General features: G+C 74.9%; 13 protein-coding genes and 1 riboswitch. Of the genes, 10 read left to right on the top strand and 3 right to left on the bottom strand.

What is annotated here, in order from left to right; translation table 11 throughout:
• The first annotated feature begins 32 nt into the window (after window positions 1–32).
• From ACYQ02_RS05500 to ACYQ02_RS05475, 6 genes are all read left to right on the top strand, one after another.
• A complete protein-coding gene (locus tag ACYQ02_RS05500) occupies window positions 33–971 on the top strand; it encodes an ABC transporter permease (protein WP_460039444.1) in 939 nt (312 codons plus the stop codon).
• Complete coding sequence (locus ACYQ02_RS05495; protein ID WP_460039443.1) at window positions 968–1864, top strand: ABC transporter permease; 897 nt, start codon at window positions 968–970, stop codon at window positions 1862–1864. The genes ACYQ02_RS05500 and ACYQ02_RS05495 overlap by 4 nt, the downstream gene beginning before the upstream one ends.
• Window positions 1865–2024: 160 nt before the next feature.
• Window positions 2025–5756, top strand: a complete 3732-nt coding sequence (locus tag ACYQ02_RS05490) for a M14 family metallopeptidase (RefSeq protein WP_460039442.1) — start codon at window positions 2025–2027, stop codon at window positions 5754–5756.
• Window positions 5753–6544 carry a LamB/YcsF family protein gene (locus ACYQ02_RS05485; protein ID WP_460039441.1) on the top strand — a complete coding sequence of 264 codons (792 nt, stop codon included), beginning with the start codon at window positions 5753–5755 and terminating at the stop codon, window positions 6542–6544. Before ACYQ02_RS05490 ends, ACYQ02_RS05485 begins: the two co-directional genes overlap by 4 nt.
• A gap of 21 nt (window positions 6545–6565) precedes the next feature.
• Window positions 6566–7729, top strand: coding sequence for a 5-oxoprolinase subunit PxpB (gene pxpB / locus ACYQ02_RS05480; RefSeq protein WP_460039440.1), 1164 nt, complete (start codon window positions 6566–6568; stop codon window positions 7727–7729).
• Window positions 7726–8700, top strand: coding sequence for a 5-oxoprolinase subunit C family protein (locus tag ACYQ02_RS05475; RefSeq protein WP_460039439.1), 975 nt, complete (start codon window positions 7726–7728; stop codon window positions 8698–8700). The genes pxpB and ACYQ02_RS05475 overlap by 4 nt, the downstream gene beginning before the upstream one ends.
• A gap of 47 nt (window positions 8701–8747) precedes the next feature.
• Here ACYQ02_RS05475 and ACYQ02_RS05470 read toward each other — a convergent pair whose 3' ends face one another.
• From ACYQ02_RS05470 to ACYQ02_RS05460, 3 genes are all read right to left on the bottom strand, one after another.
• Entirely contained in the window at window positions 8748–9281 is a 534-nt protein-coding gene (locus tag ACYQ02_RS05470) for a DinB family protein (protein ID WP_460039438.1), read from the bottom strand.
• 96 nt (window positions 9282–9377) lie between these two features.
• Complete coding sequence (locus tag ACYQ02_RS05465; RefSeq protein ID WP_460039437.1) at window positions 9378–10709, bottom strand: phosphotransferase family protein; 1332 nt, start codon at window positions 10707–10709, stop codon at window positions 9378–9380.
• On the bottom strand, window positions 10706–11974 hold the full coding sequence (locus ACYQ02_RS05460) for an acyl-CoA dehydrogenase family protein (protein WP_460039436.1): 1269 nt from the start codon (window positions 11972–11974) through the stop codon (window positions 10706–10708). Before ACYQ02_RS05460 ends, ACYQ02_RS05465 begins: the two co-directional genes overlap by 4 nt.
• Before the next feature lie 176 nt (window positions 11975–12150).
• Between ACYQ02_RS05460 and ACYQ02_RS05455 the strand changes: the two genes are divergently transcribed.
• From ACYQ02_RS05455 to ACYQ02_RS05440, 4 genes are all read left to right on the top strand, one after another.
• On the top strand, window positions 12151–12927 hold the full coding sequence (locus ACYQ02_RS05455; RefSeq protein WP_460039435.1) for an SDR family oxidoreductase: 777 nt from the start codon (window positions 12151–12153) through the stop codon (window positions 12925–12927).
• A gap of 294 nt (window positions 12928–13221) precedes the next feature.
• Window positions 13222–13341, top strand: a riboswitch (TPP riboswitch).
• A gap of 240 nt (window positions 13342–13581) precedes the next feature.
• Complete coding sequence (locus ACYQ02_RS05450; RefSeq protein ID WP_460039434.1) at window positions 13582–14178, top strand: ECF transporter S component; 597 nt, start codon at window positions 13582–13584, stop codon at window positions 14176–14178.
• Window position 14179: 1 nt separating this feature from the next.
• Window positions 14180–16936, top strand: a complete 2757-nt coding sequence (locus tag ACYQ02_RS05445; protein WP_460039433.1) for an ATP-binding cassette domain-containing protein — start codon at window positions 14180–14182, stop codon at window positions 16934–16936.
• Window positions 16937–17109: 173 nt separating this feature from the next.
• Window positions 17110–17790, top strand: coding sequence for a TenA family protein (locus ACYQ02_RS05440; RefSeq protein ID WP_460039432.1), 681 nt, complete (start codon window positions 17110–17112; stop codon window positions 17788–17790).
• Window positions 17791–17828 lie beyond the last annotated feature (38 nt).

The raw sequence follows: 17828 nt of genomic DNA, 5'->3' as shown, positions 1-17828 counted from the left end.
TCGCGCCCTGCAGGAGGGGAGAGGAGACCTGGATGTGGCGATACGTGCTCCGGCGCCTCGCGGGGGCGGCCGTCGTCCTGTTCTTGACCACCCTGTTCGTCGCCTACGCGGTGCGGCTGTCGGGTGACCCGACCGTCGCCATGTTCCAGGGAGGTTCGGCGCCGACCCCCGAGCAACTGGCCCAGATGCGCGCCGCCCTGGGCATCGACCGCCCCTTCTGGGAGCAGTACGCGGACTTCGTCGCCGGGGCGCTGCGCGGCGATCTGGGCACGTCCTTCCGCACCGGCCAGCCCGTCTTCGCGATGATCGTGGAGCGGATGCCGGCCACGGTGGTGCTGGCGGTCTCGGCCATGGCGGTGGCCGTGGTGATCTCCGTGCCCCTGGGCGTTTTGGCCGCCCTGCGGCGCGGCACCTGGGTCGACTCCTTGAGCCGCGTGCTGAGCCTGTTCGGCCTTTCCTTCCCAAACTTCTGGCTGGCCATCATGTTCATGCTGGTGTTCGCCGTGCGCCTGCGGTGGGTTCCCCCGTCGGGCTTTGACGGCTGGCGTTCCCTGGTGCTCCCCGCGGTGACCCTGGGCATCATCCTCTCGGCCACCCTGGTGCGCCTGGTGCGCTCCAGCATGCTGGACGTGCTGGGACAGCCCTACATCGAAACGGCGCGGGCCAAGGGCGTCCCCGAATGGCGGGTGGTGGTGGCCCACGGCCTGCGCAACGCCCTGATCCCCACCGTCACCTTCGTCGGACTCCAGTTCGGGGCGCTGCTGGGTGGAACGGTGATCCTCGAGAAGGTGTTCGCCTGGCCCGGCCTGGGGCAGCTGGCCCTGGACGCCGTCGGCTACCGGGACTACCCCGTGGTGCAGGGTGTGGTCACCGTCCTCGCCGCCGTGACCGTGTTCATCAACCTGGTGGTCGACCTCAGCTACGGCCTGCTGGATCCGCGGGTGAAGGTGGAAGGGGGTGCATCCTCGTGAGCGTCGCGCCAGGGCAGATCGCCACCCCCGCCGCGACCCCCGTGGGGCGGGAACGGCGCTGGATCCGCGCCTTCCTCCGGCCCATGCCGGTGGCCGGCGCCCTGCTGGTCACGCTGGCGGTGGCCGCGGCCCTGGGGGCCCCATACCTGGCCCCCTTCGACCCCGAGATGGGCGAGCTGGGGAACCGGCTGCTGCCACCTTCGTGGGTGGCGGATCAGCCGTCGCCGTTCCTGCTGGGCACGGACACCGTCGGCCGGGACCTCTTGAGCCGGATCGTCTACGGGGCCCGGATCTCCCTGCTGGTCGGCGTCGCCTCGGTGGGCCTGTCGGTGGTCGTGGGCGTGTTGCTGGGCCTGGTGGCCGGGTATACCGGCGGCCGTCTCGACGATCTGCTCATGCGGTTCGTCGACCTGCAGCTGTCCTTCCCCTTCATCCTGCTGGCCATCACCGTCATGGCCGTGCTGGGGCCGGGACTGTGGAAGGTCATCGTCCTGATGGCCATCGCCCAGTGGGGCCAGTACGCCCGGGTCGTGCGGGGCGAGGTGATGGTCATCAAGCAGATGGGGTTCGTCGAGGCGGCGCGCTGCATCGGGACCCCGCCGGGGATGATCCTGCGCCGCCACATCCTGCCCAACGTGATGAACTCCGTCATCGTCCTGGCCACCTTGAACATCGCCAACAACATCCTGCTCGAGGCCGGCCTGACCTTCCTGGGGCTGGGCGTTGACCCCTCGACGCCGTCCTGGGGCGGCATGCTGGCCGCCGCGCGGGACTACGTCACCACGGCCTGGTGGTTCGCCACCTTCCCCGGCCTCGCCATCATGCTCACCGTGCTGGGCTTCAACCTGCTGGGCGACTGGCTCCGGGACGTCCTCGACCCGAAGCTGGACTAGCGCCGGGCCGCCGCCGGCAGCGCGACCGCAAGGGGCGGCGGCCGCCGCGGTCCGGCCGGGGGCGCGGCCGGGCCGCCGCGGCCCGCCCAGGGGGGCGGCCGGGCCGCCGCGGGCCACCAACGCGGCAGATCAACGCGGCACATCAAGTGGAGGGGTTGGCGTGAAACTGGAGGATCTCTTCAGTCCCGGCGGGCTGCTGGTTCCCGGTCCGGGCCGGCGAACGGGAGCCCGCCGGCCCCGGGCCCAGTTCCTCCTGAGCGGTGAGGAGGATCGGTGGACCGGGTTGGCCATGGTGGAACTGGCCGCCCGCCTGGGGTACGAGTGCGAGGCGGGGGACCCCGAGCGCCTGGTGGTCCGGCCGGGTCAGCGACCGGCGCCGGGAGCGGTCCCGGTCGTCCTGGAGGCCGGCTCCGGCGGGGCGGGGCCTTGGGGCGGCCCGGCCGGTTCCCCCGGGCCGGCCCCCGGCCGCGGCCGGGTGGAGGTGGTCCCGGGCCTGGCCGGCGCGGACGCCGGCCTGCGGCTTTCCGCGGCCGACAGCCGGGACCTGTGGAAGCTGGCCGCCTGGCTGGCGGCGGTCGGGACCGGCCCCCTGGCCGCGGCGGTCGCGGGGGCCGGGGATGGCACGGCGAGCCCGGTGGAACCGGCCGGCGGGCCCGGACACGCCTTCCCCTCCGGCCCCACCGGCCGCCCGGTGGCGTCCCCGTGGCAGGCCGCGGTCCGGCTAGACCCCGCCGGGCACGCCGCCGAGGTGGTCCTCCACGGGATCGAGGCCGAGCCGTGGCAGCCCGGGGCCGGCCGCGATCCCGGCGGCCGGTGCCCCGGCGGCCAGGACGGGTGCCCTGCGGATGAGCTCCTGCCCCTGGAGCACCTCTGGACGCCGCGGGGCCTTCTCGGCAGCAGCGACGGCCTGCACCCGGACCGGGTCGCCCTGTCCGTCGAGCCCGATGACGCCGTCCGCACCTGGGATCCCGACGAACTAGCGGGCCTGATCATGTTCGCCTTCCGGCTCGGTCTCGAAAGCACGGGCATCGCCCTTCCCCTGACCGCCGCCGGGGCCGGGCACCGCCCCTTCCTGTTGAAGCTGGCGGCCGGTTCGGGCCTGAGCGGAGACGCCCTGCCCGCCGGGTGCGGTCGCATCGAGCTCCGCCGCCAACGGGCCGGGGTCGTCCTCTGGATCACCGGCGACCCGGCGGGCCGTGGCCGGGCGCTCCAGTGGCTCGCCACCGCCCACGCCAGCGAGGCCCTGCGTCCCGCGGGATCCCGCCGGCCCGCCCTGGACAGCCCGGTGGTGGCCCTGGAGCGGGAGAACGCCCGCCGCCGGTGGGAGGCGGTGGCCCGGGAGGAACCGCGGATCCTGTTCGAAGACGCCATCGCGCCGGAAGCCGAGCGGTTCCGCGCCGTCTGGCACGAGCGTGCCTTGCCGGCGATCCGGGCGAGCTGCCGGCCGGGCGACGAGATCCGGGTCGATCTACGGCTCGACCAGCCCGACGCGGTGCTGGAGGAACTGGCCGGCGAGGTCCGCCGCTCCCTGGCAGACCTCGGCTTCGCCCCAGAGGAGGTTCACGTGCGCTGGCTGCCTGCCTTCCGCCAGGGGTTTCACTGGCTCTTGCAGGTGGTGCCGCCGGCCGTGGCGGCCCATGCGGGGGCCCACCAGGTGGTGGTCGAATTCGCCCGCCTGGGGCCGGCGGCCGGGAACGGCCGGCGAAGGGACGGCCCCCCGGGGTCGGAGGGGGATGGCCCCGGCGACGGGACGCCCTGCCTGGACCTGCCCATCCGCTGGCTGCAGCCCCTCTACCCGGTGGACGATGTGCTAGCGGCCCGCACGGGACTTCCCGCCGAGCGCATCGTCTTCCGGGCGATGGAACCCACCGGGGACGACGGGCCCACCTACCGCGTGATGGTGGCCGACCGGGACGGCCGGGTCCTGTGGCAGGATTCCCTCCGGGTGGCGGCCCGCCGGCGGCGCTATCAGGACGCAAACCCCCAGCTGGGGTGGGTCCACGTGGAGACGGGGCTTTGCCGGGTGGAACGGGCCGCCGGCGGAGACGGGGGCCGGTGCCAGGTGGTGTTCGAACAGCTCCTGCCCACCGGGGCAGAGATCTTCTGGGACCGCTATCAGGCCCAGGTCCTCCCGGCCCTGGCCCGGGTGCTGGAGGAGACCCTGGGGCCGGACCTGCGGGCCGAGGGGCAGCCCTTCTTCCTGACCCTGGAGGTCGACGTCCGGCTGGACACCCGCCCCGACGAGCCCCTGGGCGTGCGCCAGGAGTCCCACAGTACCGCCGAGGGGCTCCACGAGGACATCTACTTCAACACCCTGGACTTCTTCGAGGAGTGGGGCAAGCAGCGGGCGGGCACGCCCTTTGTGGCCCCCGGCAAGGTGGTGCCCCGGGTCCGGGTGCAAGCCGGTCTGGGGACGCAGGCCACCGTCCGCCTAACCGGCATGGGGATCGGAACCCGCCTGGCCCCAGCCGATGGGGGCCGCGGTTTCCCGCCCGGCCGCAGCCGCCCATCCGTGGGTTCCGTCACCGTGGACGCCGCGGGCCGGGCGGTGGCGACGCTAGCCGGCCCGTGGGCCACCCGCCCGGCCGGCGACGCGGCCGTGGACAACGACGGGGCTGTGGCGCGGGTCCCGGGGGCGCTGGCGGCTGGCACCAGCCCCTCCGCCGGTGCTGGCGGCGGGTCGGGCGACGTCCCGTGGCAGCGAACCCTGTTTGACGCCGAGGCCGTGCAGCGGTGGCTGGCCGGCTCGGGCCGGGATTCCCTGCGCTGGTCGGTGGCCGGCCACTCCTTTGAAGGCCGGCCCGTCTACCAGGTGTTTCCGGTCGAGGCGGAGGCCGCGGGAACCCAGGAGGGGGCGCCGGTCGCGGCGGCGGCGGCCGGGGCCGCTGGCGCCGCCGATGGGGATCTTCTGGTGGTCCCGGTCAACGCCACCCTCTTCCGGCCGACGGTGCTGTTCAAGGCGCGGCATCACGCCAACGAGGTGTCCAGCACCAATGCGCTGCTGGCGTTGCTGGGGGAGCACCTTGACGCCACCGAGGGGGTCAACTGCGTGGTCATGCCCCTGGAGAACGTGGACGGCGCCGCCCTGCACCGCCAGCTGAGCGGGGACAACCCGCGGTGGAGCCTGCACAGCGCCCGTTACAACGCCCTGGGCCAGGAGTACGCGAGCGAATACTTCCACGAGACGCCGCGGGCGCCGGAGACCCGGGTGTACACCGATCTCTGGACCCGCTGGCTGCCCGACGTGGTGATCGACGAACACGGCGTCCCCTCCCACGAGTGGGTCCAGCCCTTCGGCGCCCACGGCGGGGGCCGGAAGTTCACCTCCTACTGGCTCCCGCGGGCGCTGATCTACGGCATCTTGCCGGTCTTGGCGGCGAAGGAAGGGGACCAACGGGCCGCCAAGCAAATCGAAATGGCCGAATTCGTCGCCCGGAGCCTGGACGGCTGGCCCGCCATCGCCCAGGCGAACCGCCGCTGGCTGGCCGTGTACCGGAAGTACGCAGCCGACTGGCTGCCCCAGGTGTTCAACGTGGAGACGGTGGGCGAGTTCGTGTGCTACCGCTGGCCCATCGGCGCCGATGCCGGCGGCCGCTACGCCATGCAGCGCCATCCCGAGATCACCGGTGTGGAATTCATCACCGAGGCGGCCGACGAGACGGCGGTGGGGCCGTATCTGGAGACCTGCGCCGAGGCCCACCTGGCCGTGGACCTGGCCATCCTGGGTTGGCTGCGGCAGCAGCCCGTCACCATCGAAGAGGCGGTGGCCGTGGAGGGCACCACCGTCTACCGGCGGCGCCGGCGGCGGCGCCCGTGGGAGGCGGAACCGGCGGCGGCCCGGGCCCTGCCGCCCCAAGCCGCCGGGGGGCCGGAAGGGGAGGCGAGGCGATGAGCACCGTCATCGACCTGAACTGCGATCTGGGCGAGAGCTTCGGCGCCTACACCATCGGCATGGATGAGGCCATCCTGCCGCTGGTCTCGTCGGCCAACGTCGCCTGCGGCTTCCACGGCGGCGACCCGCGGGTGATGGAGCGGACGGTGCGGCGGGCCGCGGCGCTGGGGGTGGGGATCGGTGCCCACGTGGGCTACCCGGACCGGGTGGGCTTCGGCCGGCGGGAGATCCGGGCCACGGCCGACGAGGTCCGGACCGACGTGCTCTACCAGATCGGCGCCCTCTACGCCTTCTGCCGGGCTTTGGGGGTCGAACTCCAGCACGTCAAGCCCCACGGGGCCCTGTACAACCAGGCGGCCCGGGACGCCGGGCTGGCCCGGGCGGTGGTGGAGGGCATCGCCGCCTTCGACCGGCAACTGATCGTCCTGGCGCCGCCCAACAGCCAGCTGGCCCGGGCGGCCGCGGAGGCGGGCCTGCCCGTGGCGCTGGAAGGCTTCGCCGATCGCGGCTACAACCCTGACGGCAGCCTGGTGAGCCGGCGGCAGCCGGGCGCCGTCCTCCATGAGCCCGACCAGGTGGCCGCTCGCGCCGAGCGGATGGTGCGGGAGGGCAAGGTGCGGGCGGTCGACGGCAGGGACATCGACCTCCGGGTGCAAAGCCTGTGCATCCATGGGGACAATCCCGCCGCCGTGGACCTGGCGCGGCGGGTGCGGGAGCGGCTGGAGGCGGCGGGCGTCGCCATCCGGCCGCTGCGCAGGCTGCTCGACCCCGGACGCCCCGACCGCTGACGCCCGGGGGAGGGATGCAGGGTGGTCGACGACCTGGACGACGGCGGAGTCGACGGCGCGCCGCCCTCGCCGCTGCCGGGCGGAGTCCTGGATCCCGGCCCGGCGGCGGCCGGCCCCTTCCCGGCCCGACTGGCGCAGGCCGCCGCGGGCACGGCAGGGGGCACCGCAGGGGCCGCAGGGGCCGCCGCGGGCACCGCAGGGGGCACCGCCGGGGTCGCAGGGGCCAGCGCGGGCGCCGCAGGGGGCACCGCCGGGGTCGCAGGGGCCGGCGCGGGCGCCGCAGGGGCCACCGCAGGGGCCGGCTCGGGTGCCGCAGGGGTCTCCGCAGGAGGCCCCTCCGCTGCAGGGCCGTCTGCGGCAGGGCCCTCCGAACCGCGCTTCGTGCGGGCGGGCGACTGCGGGCTCTACGCCCTCTTCCCCCAGGTGGTGGACCCGGCGGTGAACCGGCAGGCCCGCCGCCTGGCCCGAGCGGTGATGGCGGCCCGCTGGCCGGGGGTGATCGACGTCGTCCCCTCCTACGCCGCCGTGTACATCCAGTTCGACCCGGTGACGGTGACCTTCGACCGGCTGGTCAACCGTTGCCGGGAGCTGCTGGGCGCGGCGGCGGGCGGCGAGCCGGAGGAAACCCGGATCTGCGTGCTGCCGACGGCCTACGGCGGCCCCTGGGGCCCCGACCTGGAGGCGGTCGCCCGCTTCCACGGCCTCGAGCCGGAGGAGGTGATCCGGCGCCACGCGGGACGCGACTACTTCGTGTACTTCTTGGGGTTCAGCCCCGGCTTCCCCTTTCTGGGCGGGCTCGACCCGCGCCTGGCCACCCCCCGCCGGTCCACGCCCCGGACCCGGGTCCCCGCCGGTTCGGTGGGGATCGCCGGCGAGCAGACGGGCGTCTACCCGGTGGAGAGCCCCGGCGGGTGGAACCTGATCGGCCGGACGCCGGTGCGGCTGTTCGACCCGGCCGCCGACCCGCCCACCCTCCTGCGGCCCGGGGACTATGTCCGCTTCGTCCCCGTCGACGGCGGCACCTTCGAGCGGATCGCCGAGGCGGTCGCCCGGGGGACCTACCGGCCCCAGTGGCTGATCCGGGACGAACCGGCCCCAGGATCGGCGGCCGGCCCGGCCGGCGCGGGCCGCCCGGCGACCAGGGACTCGGACCCCGAAGGAGGTGCCTCCGCCGGCCGGCCATGATCGAGGTCATCCAGCCGGGCCTCTACACGACCATCCAAGACCTGGGGCGAACCGGGCTCCAGCACCTGGGCGTGCCCGTGCAGGGGGCGGTGGATCGGGCCGCCCTGATCCTGGGCAACCGCCTGGTGGGAAACGATCCGGGCGCCGCGGGCCTGGAAGCCACCTTGATCGGGCCGGTCCTGCGGTTCCACGTGTCAACGGCCGCCTGCGTGATCGGGGCCGACCTGGGGGCGACCCTCAACGGCCGCCCCCTGCCCGTGGGCCAGGTGGTGGCCGTGGAACCCGGCGACGTCCTGGCCTTCCGGGGCGGCTCCCGGGGCTGCCGGGCCTATGTCTGCGTCGCCGGCGGCATCGCCGTGGAGCCGGTGGCGGGAAGCCGGTCCACCGACCCCCTGGGCCGGCTGGGCGGCGTGCCCCAGCGGCCGGGCACGCCCCTGCAGGCCGGCGACCGGCTCCCCCTGGGGACGCCGGTCCGGCAGCCCCGGGCCCTGGCGGGACGCCGGGTTCGCTGGAGCTTCGTCCCCGACGGCGGGCCCTTCGTGGCCCGGGTGGTCCCGGGCCCCCAGGCCGGGTTCTTCCCCTCCGGGGCGTGGACGACGTTCCTGGCCGCCGAGTACACGGTGACGCCGGCCTCGGACCGCATGGGCTTGCGGCTGGAGGGGCCCCCCATCCCGAGGCCGCCGGGGGAGGTCCTCTCCGAGGGCCAGCCCCTGGGGGCCGTGCAGGTGCCGCCCGACGGCCGGCCCATCGTGCTCTTGGCGGGGCGGGCGACGGTGGGGGGCTACCCCAAGCTGGGTGTGGTGGTGACGCCCGACGTGGGGCTGCTCGCCCAGGCCCGGCCCGGCGACCGGATCCGGTTCCGGCCCATCGACGGCGACGCCGCCGAGGAGCTGTACCGCCAGTGGTGGCGGCTGCTCCACGGCCCACGGGTGATCGAGGCAGCCGGCGGCGGCAGTCCGGAGCGGGGGTGATGGGGGCGGCTCGCGCTCCATCCTCGGGCGGCGGGCCCCTTCACCCCTCAGCCCGAGCCGCCCCCGCCGGTCCCGGTGGCGCCCCCGGAGCCGCCCGGGGCCGGTTCCACCCCCATCAGCCGGGCCAGCATCCGCACCTGGCCCACGTGGTAGGCGAAGTGCTGGATCATCTGGTTGACCACCCAGAGCACCGTCAGGTTCGCCGGCGGCGTCCCGCGGAAGCCCGGGGGCATGATGCGCGGTTCGAGCAGGTCGTCCAGGTCCCACTCCGCCATGCGGGCGTCGGTGTGGGCCCAGACCGCCCGCAGGTAATCGAAGAGCGCCTCCCGGGTGGGCAGTTCCCGCGCCCGCTTGGGGCGCATGTCCCGCCCCAGGATCACCGCGTTGACGAACCAGTCCTCCGATTGCGCCAGGTGCCGGACGCACCAGGCCGCCGAGTTCACCCCGCCCGGCGGGACCCAATGGAGTTGCTCGTCGTCCATGGCGTCGGTGCAGGCCATCAGCACCTGGCGCCACCCCTGCAGGTTGGGCAGGAAGAGGTCGGCGGCCGTCAGCCGCCGGTTCGGGCCGGAGCCGTCCATGCTCACCCTCCTCGCTCACCGTCCTCGGGGGCCGCCGGCGGGCCCCGGCCCGAATCCCGGGCCGGCATCCCGGGCCAGCATCCCGGACCGGCCGGCTCACAGGAGCCGCTCGCCGCCCCCGTTCCGGGCCGCTTCCGCCGCCAGCTCGATCAGCCCGCGGGCCATGTCGCCGAAGCTGGCAAAGCGCGGGTCCCGGGTCTGGCCCGCCCGCCAGCGGAAGTAGATCTGCTGCAGGATCACGGCCAGCTTGAAGTAGGCGAAGACCAGGTACCAGCCGATGCCCGCCACGTCGCGGCCGGTGCGCTGGGCGTAGCGGTGGACGAACTCCCCCCGGCGCAGGAACCCCGGATGGACCGTCACCGTGGGCAACCCGTTCCGCAGCACCTCCGGATCGTCGGGATGGACCCAGTAGCTCAGGCTGACGCCCAGGTCGAACAGGGGATCGCCCACGGTGGCCATCTCCCAGTCCAGCACGGCCACCACCCGGTCCAGATCCGGGGAGAGGATCATGTTGTTGAGCTTGAAGTCGTTGTGGATGAGGGCGGCGCCGGCCGGCGCGGGCACCCGCTCCTCCAACCAGGCCAGCAGGGGATCCAGGACGGGGATCGGCTCCGTCTCGACCCGCCGCCAGCGGCCGGCCCACCCCTCCAGCTGGCGCCGGACGAACCCCTCCGGCCGGCCCAGCTGGCCCAGCCCCGCCTGCCGGTAGTCGACGGCGTGGAGGTCCGCCAGGGTATCGACGACCCGCTCCCCGATGCGGCGGCAGGTGGCCGGCGGCGGCACCCGGTCCCCCGGGAAGCTGCGGTCGACCACCACCCCCGGCCGGTATTCCATCACGTAGAAGGGGGCTCCCAGGACCGACGGGTCGGCGCAGACGGCCAGGGGCCGGGGCGCCAGGGGGAAGACCGGGTGCAGGTGGCGCAGGATGGTGGCCTCCCGCACCATGTCGTGGGCCCGGGGCGGCAGGGGGCCGAAGGGAGGCCGGCGCAGGACGGCCTGCCAGTCCCCCGCCCGCAGCCAGTAGGTCAGGTTGGAAGCCCCGGCCGGAAACTGGCGCACCTCCAGGGGCGGCCCGGGAAAACCGGGCACCTCCCGGGCCAGGAACCGGCTGACCGCGTCCAGGTCGAGCTCCTCCCCCGGACGGACGGGGACGGTCTCGGGGGGCACCCCGGTTTCCATTGCGCCGGACGTTCCGGCGGTGGAACCGGCCCCGGCCGGGCGGCGTGCCTGGGGATCGGGGACCGGCCCGGGGCCCGCCGCCCCGTACGGGTCGGAAACCGGCGCCGGCCCGCCGGCCAGGGCCTCCGGCCCGGGGGCCGTCTCCGCGCCGGGGGCCGTCTCCGCGCCGGGGGCCGTCTCCGGGACAGGGACCGGCTCCTGGCGCCGTCCCGGCCCCAGGCCCGGGGCCGGTTCGTCCGCCCACCTCATGCCGGCCCGCCCTCCGGACCGGTGCCGGGGCCGCCCGTGCCGCCGGTGCCGGCGCCGGTTCCCGTTGCGGCGGGCACCGGGGCGAACTCCTTGAAGATCCGCTTGGCGACCACCACCCGGTGGACCTCGTCGGGCCCGTCGTAGATGCGGGCGGCCCGCGCCTCCCGGTAGAACAACTCCAGGGGCGTATCCTTCGAGTACCCCAGGGCCCCGTGGACCTGCAGGGCCCGGTCGACCACGCGATGGAGCACGTTGGCCCCGAAGAACTTGATCAGGGAGATCTCCTTGCGGGCGTCGAGGCCCTGGTCCAGCCGCCATGCGGCGTAGAGGGTGAGCAGCCGCGCCGCCTGGATCTCGGCATAGGAGTCGGCCACGAAGTTCTGGATCGTCTGGAACTCCGTCAGCCTTTGGCCGCGGGTCTCCCGGGTCAGCGCCCGCTGGACCATCATCTCGAAGCTGCGGTTCATCACGCCGATCCAGCGCATGGCGTGGGTGATGCGCCCGGGGCCCAGGCGGGCCTGGGCGATCCGGAACCCCTCGCCCACGGGGCCCAGGGTGTTCTCCACCGGCACGCGGCAGTCCTCGAGGACGATCTCGTCGTGGGTTCCCAGCCCGCCGCCGTCGTCCATCACGGGCACGTGGCGGACGATGCGGAAGCCGGGCGTGTCGGTGGGGACGATGATCATGGTCGCCCGCCGGTGGGGCGGCGCCTCCGGGTCGGTGACCGCCATGACGATGGCGAAGGCGGAGCGGGCTGCGTTGGTGATGAACCACTTGTGCCCGTTGATGACCCAGTGGTCGCCGTCCCGCACGGCCCGGGTGCGCAGGGTCGTGGGGTCGGACCCCGACACCTCCGGCTCCGTCATGGCGAAGCAGCTGTAGACCTCGCCCGCCAGGTTGGGCTTGAGGAACCGCTCCTTCTGTTCCGGCGTGCCGAACATCCAGAGGATCTCCTGGTTGCCCGTGTCCGGGGCGCTGGTCCCGAAGGCCCGGGGCGCCAGGGGGCTGCGGCCGAGGATCTCGTTCATCAGCGCCAGGGTGACCATGCCCATGCCCAGGCCCCCGGCCTCCCGCGGCATGTGGGGCGCCCAGAGGCCGGCGTCCTTGACCGCCTGCTGGATCGCCTTCAGCCGTTCCTCCGGCAGGGTGCCGGTGCGGAAGAACTCGGCCTCGGCCGGGTAGACGTAGGCGTCCATGAGGGCGCGGGTGCGTTCGAGGACGGCCTCTTGCTCCGGAGTGGGGCGGAAGTCGTACACGGGGATCACCTCGGTGATCGCTTCCCGCCGCGGAAGACCGGCTGGTCGTCGGGATCCGCCGGCGCAGGGCCCGGGCGGTAGGAGTTGGCTTCGGCGCCGAGAAGGGAATACCTGCATGCTCGCCGGGACGGGCCGGTCCCGCCGGCGGCCGGTAGGAGGGGCATGGGAAGGAGGCGCCCTGCGGAATGAGCATCCTCGACCGCTTTCGTCTCGACGGCAAGGTGGCCCTCGTGACCGGCGGCAGCCGGGGCCTGGGGTTCCAGATCGCCCAGGGGCTGGGTGAGGCGGGGGCCGCGGTGGCCATCACCGCCCGCAAGGAGGAGGGCCTGCGGGAGGCGGAGGAGCGGCTGCGCAGCCAGGGCATCCGCTGCCTGGCCGTCCCCTGCGACGTCACCGACTACGACCAGGTGGCCGCCACGGTGCGGCGGGTGGTGGACGCCTTCGGCGGCCTGGACATCCTGGTCAACAACGCCGGCGCCACCTGGGGCGCCCCCTTCTTCGAGATCCCGCTGGAGGCCTGGGACAAGGTCATCCGGACGAACCTGCACGGGACCTTCTACATGAGCCGGGAGGCGGCCCGGGTGATGGTCGACCAGGGCCGCGGCGGCCGGATCATCAACGTCGCCTCGGTGGCGGGCCTGCGGGGGAGCGACCCGCGGGTGATGCAGACCCTGCCCTACAACACCTCCAAGGCCGGGGTGATCAACTTCACCCGGGACCTGGCGGCCAAGCTGGCCGAATACGGCATCACGGTGAACTGCATCGCGCCCGGATTCTTCCCGACGAAGATGACCCGGGGCATCCTGTCCCAGTATGGTCCCCTGATCGAGCAGACGGTGCCGCTGCGGCGGCTGGGGGGCGAGCGGGACCTGCAGGGGGCGGTGCTGCTCTTCGCCTCGGAGGCCGGTTCGTACATCACCGGTCAGGTGCTGGCCATCGACGGCGGCATGACGGCCACCTGACCCCGGCCGGGCGGGGGACTGGGCCGGCGGCGGGCGCGCCACGGCCTCCGCACCCCGGCTGCCGCGGGGCGCCCGAGGCGATCCGGCCCGGGCGTGAGGGGGTGCGGGGGCGTGGCCGGGCTACCACGGGCGGCGACGGGTTCGGCAGCGGCCTTGATGACTTGATGAGGGCGCCGCCGGGCTTGCCGGGAACGGCCTTGTTGGGGCGGCGCCGGATCGCCGGTGACGGCGCCCGAGGGGCGTTGACGGGGCCGGTGGTGCCGGCCTATGATCGGGGTGCACAATCCATCGGGAAGTCGGTACCGGGGGTGCCCGCTTGGGCTGAGAAGCGCCGCCCGCCCCAAGGCGGCCCGGCGCTACCCTTCGGACTCGATCCGGGTCATACCGGCGTGAGGAAGGTACCGCATGGCCGCCTGTGGGCGGCGTGACGCGACCCACCTCCGACCGGAGGTGGGTCTCTTTCCTCAGCCCGATCGCCGTTTACCCAGGGTGGGGTGGATCGACGGCGTGGTCCGCGATGACGGCGCGGCCTCCCAGGAGGCCGGCCCGCAGCGGCCGCGGCCACCGGTCGGCCAGCCCCCAGGCGACGGCCAGGGCGTCCGCCGGCCCCGCGAGCCCCCCGGTTCCGCCCGGAACCACAAGGGGGGCCTTGGGATGGCCGGTTCGTCCCGCGGGTTGCAGTTCCGCGAGATCGTCATCCTCACCTTCATCGCAGCCGTGTGCTCGGTGGTCTTCATCAACGCCTGGACCCTGTGGTCCCTGGCCCAGGCGGTCCATCCCGTGCTGGCCGAGACGACCTACGGCATCTGGTTCGTCGCCGCCACCGTCGCCGCCTACATCATCCAGAAGCCGGGGGTGGCCTTCGTCGCCGAGCTGGCCGCGGCCGCCGGGGAACTGGTGCTGGGCAGCCCGGACGTGTTTTGGGTGCTGCTCTACGGCGGGCTGCAAGGTCTGGGCGCCGAGGCCGCCTTCGCCCTGCTGCGCTACCGCCGGTTCGACCTGCCGGTGCTGGCCTTGTCCGGCCTCCTGGCGGCGGTGGCCAGCATCCCGCTGGATTACATCAACGGTTACTTCGCGGAAATGCAGGCGGGGGTGCTGGCGGCGGCAGTCGCCGTGCGGCTCGTGAGCGGCGCCGTGGTGGCCGGTGTCTTCGGCAAGGTGCTGGTCGACGGCCTGGCGCGGACCGGGGTCCTGAACGGCTTTGCCGTGGTGCGCAACCGGCAGGACCGGGCGGCGGGGCTGGCGGGCTGAGATGGGGTGGAACCGGCCGGAACCCGGGGGTGCCGCCTGCGGGCCCGCCGCCGGTCCGGCGGCCGGGGGCGCCCCCGGTGGAACGGGCCCTGGAACCCGGGCTTCCGCCGTGGCGTCCCCGGCGGCGTCCCCGGTGGCGTCCTGCCACCGGCTGACCGTCCGCTATCCGGGACGGTCCAAGCCCGCCCTGCAGGATCTCACCTTAACCCTCGCCGCCGGCCAGCGGGTGCTGCTGCTCGGCCCCAGCGGGTCGGGCAAGAGCACCCTGGCCCTGGCCCTGGCGGGGCTGATCCCCGCGGTCGTCGAGGCACAGGTCCGGGGCGAGCTGCAGCCCGCCCGGCGGGCCGGGGTGCTGTTCCAGGACCCGGAGGCCCAGTTCTGCCTGTTCACCGTGGACGAGGAGGTGGCCTTCGGGCTGGAGAACCGCTGCGTTCCTCCGGCCGAGATGCCGCCCCGGATCGCCCGGGCCCTGGACCGGGCGGGCCTGGCCGTGCCCTTCGGCCACCCGATCCACGCCCTCTCAGGCGGCCAGAAACAGCGGCTGGCCCTGGCCGGCGTCCTGGTCCTGGAGCCGGACGTGTTGATCCTGGACGAGCCCACGGCCCAGCTGGACTCGGCCGGCCGGGCCCTGGTGCTGGAGAACCTCTGGGCGCTGGACCGGCGGACCACCGTCCTGGTCGTCGAGCACAACCTGGACGGGGTGGTGGAGTGGGTGGACCGGGTCGTCGTGCTGGGTCCCGACGGCCGGCTGCTGGCCGACGGGACGCCCCAGCAGGTCTTCACCTCCTTCCGCCAGGTGCTGGAGCGCGATGGGATCTGGCGGCCGCGGCGGTGGGGGCCCTTCTGGGCGCCCGTGCTGCGGGAGGCCCGGGACCGCTGGCCCGGGGAGACGGCGGCCTCCCCCGGCGGGACGGGCCGGGCCCCCGCTGGGGCTGCGGCCCGGCCGCAGGCGCCTGGGACGGGGGGTGAGGCCCCGGCGGATCGGCCGGCGGCGCCCGCCCCCCGGCCGGATCCTCCCGGGGATCCCGGCGAGGGGCCCCGGACCGACGCGGGCACCGACCCCGCGCCCCTGGTGCGCCTGGAGTCGGTCACGGCCACCCGGGGGGCGCGGGTCGTGTGGTCCGGCGTCACCCTCAGCCTGGGGGCCGGCGAATGGGTGGCCGTCCTGGGCGGCAACGGCACCGGCAAGTCGACCTTCCTCCAGGTGGCGGCGGGCCTGCACCCGCCCGCGGCGGGCCGGGTGGTCCACGCGCCCGCCCTGGCGGGGCGCCGGGGCGGCCCGGCCCAGGCCGGCTTCGTCTTCCAGAATCCCGAGCACCAGTTCGTCACCGACACGGTCTACGACGAGATCGCCCTGGCCGGCCGGCTGGCGGGATGGCCCGAGGAGGTCCTCCGGCCCCGGGTCGACCAGCTGATCCGGCGCTTCGGCCTGGAGGGTCTCGAGCAGGTCCACCCCTACACCCTCTCCCAGGGGCAGAAGCGCCGCCTCAGCGTGGCCAGCGTGCTGGTGGTCCCCCGGCCGATCCTCTTCCTCGACGAACCCACCTTCGGCCAGGACGCCCGGACGGCGGCGGCCCTGGTGGCCGAGTTGGCCGCCCTGCACCGGCAGGGGACGACCCTGGTCATGGCCACCCACGATCTGGAGCTGGCGGCGGCCGCGGCCACCCGGGTGCTGGTCTTTGGCCAGGGGCGGTTGCTCTATGACGGCCCGCCCGAACCCCTGTGGGACGAACCCGGCTTGCTGGAGGCCGCGGGCCTGGCCGCCGCTCCCGGGGCGCCGTGGGGTGCCCGGTCCCCCAATGGCCGGCTCCGGGGTCCCGCAGGGGCCGGCGCCGGCGGCCCGGTGGATGGGGTGGCGGCCCGTGGGGAAGGGGGCGCTCGGGGGCGAGGGGCCGGGGAGCCCGGAGGGGGCGGGGCCGGCGGCGCCGTGGGAGCGGCGGTGGGGTCCGGGGTGGCGGGCGCGGGACCGGCCTCGGGCCCAAGGCCCCAGGAGGGAGCAGGGCGGCCGCAGCCCGTTCCGTGGGCCTGCCGCGTCCACCCCGCGTGGAAGCTGGCCGTCCACCTGGCCCTGGCCGCCGTGATCCTGGCCACCGGCGACCCGAGGATGCTGGCGGCCTTGCTGGCTGTGCCGGTGCTGGTCGGCGGGCTCTTGGGCGGGATCGGGCTGCGCCGGTGGCTGGTGGCCCTGGCCCCCTTCGTCCTGGTGGCGGGAACCCGCCTCTGGACCCTGGGCGCCTTCGGCCGGGGCGAGCAGGTGGTGGGCCAGATCCTCTGGTACCGGTTCACCGCCGAAGGGCTGGAGAGCGGGCTGGTGGTCGGCCTGCGGCTCCTCGGCCTGGGGGCCCTGGGCGTGCTCTATGCGGGGACCACGGGGTTGGCCGACCTGGTCCTCGGGCTGATGCAGCAGTGGCGGCTCAGCCCCCGGTGGGCCTACGGCCTGCTGGCTGCCCTGCGCTTCGTCCCCCTGTTCCAGGAGGAACTGGAACGGGTGCGGCAGGCCTACCGGGTACGGGGTTTGACGGGGCGGGGGCCCCTGGGGCGGCTGCGGGCGGTGTACCGTTACAGCCTGGCGCTGCTGGTCCACGCCATCCGGACGGCGGAGGTGGTGGCCGTGGCCCTGCAGGCCCGGGGGTTCGACGGCTCCCGGCGGCGGACCTACTACCGCACCCTGCCGGCCGGATGGCGGGAGGTGGCCTACGCCGTCCTCCTGCTGGCGGCCAGCGGGCTTGCCCTCTGGCTGGCCGGGCGGCTGGCGTAAGCCGGCACGGACCGGTCGCCGCGGGGGACCCGCGGGCTTCGAGACGGCCCGCCGCCCCGCCCTGCCCCCTCGCCCCCCCCCCCGCGGCGGGGCGACCTCTGCACCGGTTCACCGGCGGGCGATCCCGGCGGCGCGCCCGGGTGGCCAGTATGCCAAGCAGGGAGGGACGCCATGTGGCGAGGTTGGATCCCGTGGAGCCGGAAGGCCTGGCCGGCCGGCTCTGGCAGCAGAACCTGGACCTGGCCCGCCGCTGCCTGGAGCACCCCTTCGTCCAGGGGATCGGCCGGGGCGACCTGCCGCGGTCGCGCTTTGCCTGGTACGTGGGCCAGGACGCCGCCTTCCTGGAGGCCTTCGCCCGGGCCTACGCCCTGGCCCTGGCCAAGGCGCCCGATCTCGAGGCCATGACCGCCCTGCAGGAGCTCCTGCAGGGCGTCCTGGACGAGCTCCGCCTGCACCGGGCCTATGCCGCCCGCTGGGGGGTGGACCTGCGGCCCGAACCGTCCCTGGCGACCCGGGCCTACACCGGGTTCGTCCTGGAGGTGGCGTGGTCCCGGCCGGTGGGCCTCATCGCCGCCGCCATGACGCCCTGCATGCGGCTGTACGCCTTCCTCGGGCAGTCCCTGGGCTCCGGCCAGCGGCCCGACAACCCCTACCGGGATTGGATCGCCACCTACGCCAGCCCGGATTTCGCGGCCCTGGCCGCCCGCCTGGAGAACCTCCTCAACCGGTGGAACGCCGGCGCCAGCGCCCTCCAGCCGCCAGCGGAGGTGGCCGCCGTCTACCGGACCGCCATGGCGCTGGAGCTGGCCTTCTTCGAGGCGGCCTGGCGGTCGGGGGACGGTCCGGGGGCCTGACCCGGGCCACCGCGGCGCGGCGGGGAACAGGTCGGGGG

It is taken from the genome of Thermaerobacter litoralis (assembly GCF_054654595.1).
Note: the sequence above shows the minus strand (reverse complement) of the source record. Positions and strands in the feature narration are given on the sequence as shown.